Source organism: Streptomyces sp. NPDC005266, assembly GCF_040607655.1.
Classification (GTDB): Bacteria; Actinomycetota; Actinomycetes; order Streptomycetales; family Streptomycetaceae; genus Streptomyces.
This window is the reverse complement of record NZ_JBEXHC010000007.1, coordinates 352,562-358,651: the sequence shown is the minus strand read 5'-3', so window position 1 is coordinate 358,651 and position 6,090 is coordinate 352,562. Positions and strand designations below refer to the sequence as shown.

Genomic DNA, 6,090 nt, shown 5'->3' with positions numbered 1-6,090 from the left:
GAAGCGTCAATCGTTCGGTGGGTCAGGCCTGCCGAGCAGCGCCGCAGTGAATCCTCACAGTCGTTCGTACAGTGGCGCGCTCCACCTGGACGCCAGGAACCACGCCCGCTCCACATGCGTGTGGGTCGACGGCGGACGGGATGGGAGCAGGGTGAGCGGTGGGACAGGGAAGTGGGTCAGCTATCCGGATCGGCAATCAGTGCACGGAACTTAGGGGTTTCTAGATCTCGCCTATCCTCTTCCACCAGGGGCCTCACAGTGCCGTGCGTAGATGACGGATCGAATCCTCTTGAGTCTGGGCTAGATTGAAGATGATGTCGCAATATCTGTTCGGCCTCAACCCTTGAAACAGGCATGCCTCTGTCGATCATCGGAAAATTCTTGGGCGCACCTTTAGGTGGCCCCAGCAGCAGGTCTCTCCGACAGGCCGATACGAATTCCAGGATCTGATCCTCGCCTAGTCGATCGGCAAGGAATAGGGGAAGGCCGTAAGTTAAGGATTCGCTTTGCACGTAGAAGCGCAGGGCTGCCGCAGCATCCCCGTGTAGGCTGACGACCCTTTCTGCTACCTGCACGACTTCATGCATATGCGCTAAGCGGCGAATTCGATCCAGAGTGTCCACTAGGTCGCGCATTCGAGACGAAGGAAAATCCCTAGTCACCTCGGGCTTCACCTGGAGCCCGGCCCTCGCTATTAGCGCTACTTCCCGCAGGGCTTCACGGTATTGCACGTGCTCCTTGTTGAACCGCAGGAAGTCGTCATACGCCTCTTTGCGTTCCTGGATGAACCGTTGTTGATTCTCTTTATTCGCGCGGCCTCGTTCAATGATTCCGTCGTAAGCCATCTTGACTACGACGCCCCCGATCGCGGACCCCGCAGCAATCAGGCTTGTAGAGATCGCTATGTCCATACTCTTACCCCGTCGCACACCCGAACACTGTCATGGAGTGCCTTAAGCAGGTGCCTCCTCCAACTTTCCGTACGAATCAAGCGCCCACTGGACACCGTTGTCGTCAGTGAAGAGCAATTGCGGCCGGTTGTTGTGCACCGTGGCTGCAGACCAGTGCTGCGATACGAACCGGACCACTCGGCCGGCCCCCAGCAGGTGTAGTGGCCTTGTTGTGCGCTCCCCAGGGTTGGGGCCATGGACGGCAGACGGTGGAACCTCGTAAACCTCGGCTGCGAGGTATGCCGTCCCAAAGCGGACATCAACTTCATGCACGGGTGCCTCGCTGGAGTTCTGAACCGTGACCTCCCAATGATCTGGCCCAACGGCGTTGCCCTGACCGTCGGTTGTGGCCCCGACTTGTCGATGATGCATGCGGATCTGGCGTGCCTGTGACCATTTCCGGTCCTCAGCGGCGGCGTGTAGTGCGGAGCGCTCCAGCTGCAGATTGGTCGACTGGTCGGCGATGAACTGCCGCTGCTCAGCGATCTGCTGTCGCTGACTCTTGATCGTTTGATACGCGAACCAGGCTGCGCCGCCCGCGAAGATTGCAGCGACCCATGTTGGTACGTCGCCCCACTGCACTGGTCCCATGCTCCACTCCCTTGTTCCGCCGACGGCTCGTTGCTTCCGTCAGGTGGATCGAGTCATCACAGTGTCTGGTCTCCTCCCGACACGGACGTCACTGGCGAGCCCACGGTTGCTGAGAGGTATCCGCGTCATCCTCTGGTGTCTAGGAAGCGGCCAGCAAGAGCATTGATCGATGGAGTCTTGTCGGCTTTCGTCCGTTGCCGAGGGCGGCCCGTTGTCTGGCCTCGAGCGGCACATCCCGGGCCGTCCCTGGGCCGTCCGAAGCCGCTCAACACGCCGACAACGACCAATGACGACCAGTCAGGCGGCTGCGGGTAGGCCCTGGAGCTGCAAGGACGCAGGTCCCCCAGGATCCCGGATAAGACCCGGTGGCGTTGGTCCGAGGGCAGTTGCAGGAGCACCCAGCCCACGCTCTCCATCATCTTCACCGCGGAGTCGGGATCCGCTTCCTCGTCCCTGCAGCTCTCCAACCACCACAGGACGTCGACGAGCAGGCCGGTGAGTGCCGGCACAAGGGGGTCCCTGTCAGTCATGCGGGCAACTTAGCCGAGCCCTACCGACACCGCCGTGACAACGCCCGCGCACAGCAGCGGACAACCGCGAACACCTATGGACTGTCGCCGCAGGTGAGAAGCACACTGGTCCGAGATCGAGCGCCCGCCCAATTTGCTTCGGGACTAACAGGCCACGCCGCCATTGCCCACTTCCAGCTTGCGGCTGGCAGTTTCGACGACGTCGACAGTGCGAGAGAGTCTACGAAGTGGCGGACCTGATGGCAGCCGCGTATTTACGTCGACAGGGCGAAGGGGTGGGCCGTCGGGTTGAAGCCTTGGTACACCGCAGGCCACAACTCCACAGGTTCAGAACCCAATAGCTCGAAAGCCTGGCCCGTGCTCCAGAAATGGAGAATCACGGACGACAAGTGATTCGCCGAAATTCTTTCCGGATGGTCGAGCATGAAATGGGCCAGAACCTCTTCAGCAACAAAACACCTACCTATGGAATCCGGAGCTCCAGCCGAAATCAGGAGACGATTATTGGCAGGTTTATCCTTGCGCTTTACAACCTTTCGCAAGTTGGCCCACTCTTGCGATGCCACGTGGTCGGACTGGAAAGCCAACCCCACGCTCACCCCGGTCATTGCGAACAACCCAGATGCGGGAGCGCCTCCGAGTAGCGGAATGGACATGAAGTTGACATCGTCAGGCGTTCTTACTGGATCAGCACCCGTCAACTGCATAGGGGGCTTAGATCCTTTAACTATAAATTGGTTTGGATCTGGGCGATGAGCCACTAGGGCGTCGATCAACCGATCGTAGGAACTCTGTTTATTGGCCTTGAACGGCAGGCCAGCAGGATCATCAGCAGCGCCGAACCACATGGAAATGTGGTAGCCAGTTAGATGGCCAATGCGGTGCCTTTGCTGAAGTGCAAGTCGCTTGGAGACTTCAAAGAAGAGAGCCTGTGCGTACCTTCGACTGGAGTTACTGAAAGCGGTCAGTTCCCAGCCGACCTTTTTTCCCGCCACGTACGCATAAATGTCAGGGGGATCTTCCCCGGGGGCAACTGGATCTATGGCGTCGTAGAGTTCACCACCTGTAGAACATCTGTGATCAGTCGCCAGCCGTTGCAGGTGGAGGATCTCCAATTCCGCCTTGGGAACCGGCGTGGCGACGCGGAGCCAACTGACCGGAGTCTCGTTGGCGATGGCAAGCCAGGGCCGCCCATCCTCACCCTTGCCCCTCAGTGCCATAGCCAGGGTAGCCCCCCACGGAGACGGCACGAAGTTGATACCTTCAACGGTGCGGTTCTCATGCAGCCTGATCGGGAGCAGGATCATGCGGCTCTGTTCGGCCGGGCCCCCCGGTTCAGTTGCCTGTGACACGCTCAGAAGGCTAGCAACGGTTGGTATTCCGCGCCCGCGCTTTGACAGGGAGCGCACGAAACCGCTTCCGGTAGCAGCTCACGCGTGCCAGACCCGTGCCAGGTCATGCGGGGAACCCAGCGGATCGCCTGCCAGGCGCCGACACTGCTCCACCGCAGGTCAGCATGGCGGCGAGCCCTAGATCACCTCAGCTTCCCAAGCTGAGGGCTTCGGCCGTTGTCACGGGCCGGCTGTGGCCGCTTCTCTAGTCGACGGCACACCCCGATAGCGTGGCTGAGGCCGGAGGGGGTGCAGCGAGGCACACGCGCGCATGGTCGGCCGACGGACCCACCCTCGTGGCTGTCTGTCGTCGGCTAAGGTTCGTGCCACAAGCGTGCCAAATGCAGAAGTCAGTCACGGTCAATGACGGTGCTCTGCGGTCGTGTTGCCAGGTGCGCCACCAGGTATCGAAGCCCCAGCTCAGCCGCACTGCTCCCCAGCCCCTCTCCTAATGCGGTGCCCGCGTCACCCGTGGACTATCTGTGGACTCGTCCAGGCCTGATCTGCCACACCAGTGCCTTGGCCTGCTGCGTTATCCCGCGCCAAGGGGAATCCGGAGCCGCTTGCGCACCTCTAGTTCTGCCGGAGCCCGTCCAGTCTGACATCGAGAGCAGCCTGGAAGGCAGGATGGATGGTAAATCCGACGGTCGCCTCAAGATTGCTGGCCCTTTCAGCGAACTCTGGAAACGTGCGAACGTAGCGAACCGTTCCTTGTCTGCCAGTTGTACAACCGACGAACCCGATATTGTACAACAAGGAAGACAGTGGACCGTACCAGTCAGCCCAACTTCCTCCAGGGTTATTCCACATAGAGGATGTCAAGTAGTCGAGCCAATCGGTCCCCCTAAAATAAGGATCGGCTAGCAATAGAGCGGCGTCATCGAGTCGCCTGGTGAACTCTTCACGCGACATTGGAACTACCGCCCCGTTGAAAGCAGCGAATACTCGATCAATGTCCGGGTAGGACATTTTCCACTCGTCACGCAAGGCGAGCAGCCGCTTGTACGAGTACGATTCTTCTGCGTTCTTTATATCCTCCCACGAGACTCTGCCACCCGAGGAAATAGCAAAGGTCTCATTGACGAAAGCAATGATATCTCGTGGACGCATAAGGGTCCGCGTCAGCATGTAGTCGAATGCATCCCCGCGCGTGGTGTTCCTTCGCGGTAGGACGTCGGCTATTGAGTTACTGGGCGCGCCCTGCTTGGCAGAAGCGACACGTAGCCGACTGCTGACGAGGTCACGCAACTCTGCTGGCCCCCACCGCATGTGGAGCGAGAGCGATCGGAACTTCTCTTCCTGTCCGCCAGTCCTGTGACCGAAGTCGAGGTTCTCAAAGATATTGGTCCTCAAAGCCACGATCACTTTCAAATTTCGAACGCGCCGCAAATCGAGGACCGCCCTAAAAAGGCAACGAATCAAGGAATTGGTGACCTTTTCGTCGACCCAGTCTCGATCCAGGTCGTCAATGACAACGTAAGTGAAATTCTGATGGCTGTCGAGGATATCCTCGTCGAGAACCTTAAGCATCTTGTTGAGGCGAGCCATTTGCGTCTCGTTCACAATCCGCTGGAATCGGTCGGTCAGCTCACGACGAGTTTCGGTCGAGAAAGTGTCAGCTAGGACGCCGCCGATGGTTGCCGTAGCCGTTCCCACCGAGTTACCCGGCAAGCCGACGGTCCCCTTCGCCTCCTTGTTGATCTTCTCTTCAAACTTCTCTGTAATCTCACGTACGCGCTCATCTGCTTCCACCCAGAACCGATCCTGGAAGTCCTCCAGATAGTCAAGGGCGTGCCTCTTGCCTGGGTCGCGCTTGATTTTTTCACGCAGAGAGCTCAGGAAGTTCATCTTCGCCGCATATGAGTCAACCTTGTACCTGTGACGAATCAGTTCGACTAGAAGAACGTGCTTCCAGAGGGCGATGAACAATGGATCGAGACTGACCTCGAGCTCATCTAGGTACCGCATCACGCCTAGATTGGTGATATAGCTCAGTGACAGATCTTCGGGTGCCACCCGCACCACATGCTCGGGGTTTTCTTCCTCCAGTCGTTGCAAGAGGGCAGACTTCCCGCTTCCGGTCCGCGCGATTACAAAGCAGCGCGGGTCATCTTTCGAGGAGACTGTCCGGTAGTCGTCGGATTCGTAGAACGCCTCCATGAGTAGCGGATCTGCTTCCGCCTGCTCGCCGCCAATGCTGAAGTTCGAACCACGGACTCCACCACCAGACCTCATCCAGCCCCCCTCAAGGCGTGACGAAGCGCACATACTACTGCCGTCGCGGATCCAGGGTGAGGGGTTCGTACGAAGCCAATCGCAAGACCACCGACAAGCCAGGCATCACCGATGCATGCGCCCAGCAGAGCGCACCGCAAACGCACCAGATGGAGCGGGGAACAGCGTGCAATGACGGTGGCCCGTAATTTACGGCCGGCGAGCCTGCGGATGAGCCATTTACCCAGGTCAGCCACTGAACCGTCCGCGTGTGATCGCAGCTTCCCAAGCTGAGATTCGCGCTGCTGTCAGACCAGGACGCTCTGTCGGCATCAGCCGGTAGCCTGCGGCTGTCAGCCGTGGCGCATCTGGAGGCTTCGTGGAAGCTACCGCTCTCACCCGTCCCGACAGACT

General features: G+C 59.2%; 4 protein-coding genes. All 4 read right to left on the bottom strand.

Annotation, left to right across the window (positions count from 1 at the left end; genetic code table 11):
* Window positions 1-176: 176 nt before the first annotated feature.
* The 4 genes from ABZU99_RS17245 to ABZU99_RS17230 all read right to left on the bottom strand — a co-directional run bounded on the left by ABZU99_RS17245 (window position 177) and on the right by ABZU99_RS17230 (window position 5,622).
* Window positions 177-911: a hypothetical protein gene (locus ABZU99_RS17245; protein ID WP_356045639.1), complete on the bottom strand. Its 735-nt coding sequence runs from the start codon at window positions 909-911 to the stop codon at window positions 177-179.
* A gap of 42 nt (window positions 912-953) precedes the next feature.
* On the bottom strand, window positions 954-1,541 hold the full coding sequence (locus tag ABZU99_RS17240) for a hypothetical protein (protein ID WP_356045641.1): 588 nt from the start codon (window positions 1,539-1,541) through the stop codon (window positions 954-956).
* A 784-nt stretch (window positions 1,542-2,325) separates the two neighbouring features.
* Window positions 2,326-3,423: a hypothetical protein gene (locus ABZU99_RS17235; RefSeq protein ID WP_356227867.1), complete on the bottom strand. Its 1,098-nt coding sequence runs from the start codon at window positions 3,421-3,423 to the stop codon at window positions 2,326-2,328.
* A 612-nt stretch (window positions 3,424-4,035) separates the two neighbouring features.
* The gene (locus tag ABZU99_RS17230; RefSeq protein WP_356045645.1) at window positions 4,036-5,622 is read right to left on the bottom strand and encodes a hypothetical protein; all 1,587 of its coding nucleotides are present in this window, start codon (window positions 5,620-5,622) and stop codon (window positions 4,036-4,038) included.
* Window positions 5,623-6,090: the final 468 nt, after the last annotated feature.